Source organism: Microtetraspora sp. AC03309 (genome assembly GCF_020826795.1).
GTDB classification, from domain to species: Bacteria; Actinomycetota; Actinomycetes; order Streptosporangiales; family Streptosporangiaceae; genus Microtetraspora; species Microtetraspora glauca.
This window is the reverse complement of the sequence record NZ_JADDIL010000334.1, coordinates 1-652: the sequence shown is the minus strand read 5'-3', so window position 1 is coordinate 652 and position 652 is coordinate 1. Positions and strand designations below refer to the sequence as shown.

Genomic DNA, 652 nt, shown 5'->3' with positions numbered 1-652 from the left:
GATGTGACTCCCTAGATATAGAGTACGTACGTACGTAGTTGCTCCATAGTTCCGACGATGCAGATGTCTTCTCGGCCACAGCCGCCCCTGCGGCGGAAAGGGTGCGTGACGATGCCCTCGACACCTTCCGTGTATTCCGTGGGCTGTGAACGCCGCACGCTCTTGCGCACAGGGATTCTGGTTGCTGCAGCGGCGGTGGCGTTGGGCACTCCCCTTGCCCGAGCCGAGCCCGGCGCCGGTCAGTGGGATCCAACACTGCCCAATCTGCTGAGCGCGGGCGCACCAGGCGATCCGGTGGCCATCGCCAACGCTTCCTTGCAGGCGAGTGCTCTCGCCACCCAGACGACATTCGACATGGGCCGAAAGTTCCTGGCAACGCTGGGGCTTGCGCCGACGAGCTCCGGCGCCGGCGCACCCCTGCTGCGCGGCAACCGCGTCTACGGCAGACAGGCTGTCGAGTACGTCATTCGGCGAGCCGGCTCTCAGATCGGAGTGCCGTACTCCTGGGGCGGCGGCAGCCTGACCGGGCCCAGCCGTGGGGTGGATTCTGGAGCCGGCACTGTGGGGTTCGATTGCTCCGGGCTCACCCGGTACGCGTTCGCCGGTGTGGGCCTCCTACTCCCCCGCTATTCAGGCGATCAGTACACCGCAG

At 66.1% G+C, this 652-nt stretch carries 1 protein-coding gene; it reads left to right on the top strand.

Features of this window, described 5'->3' with window-relative positions; all coding sequences use genetic code 11:
* Positions 1–111: 111 nt before the first annotated feature.
* Positions 112–652: NlpC/P60 family protein (locus tag IMZ11_RS46035; RefSeq protein WP_305075954.1), on the top strand; the 541-nt coding region annotated here is incomplete at its 3' end.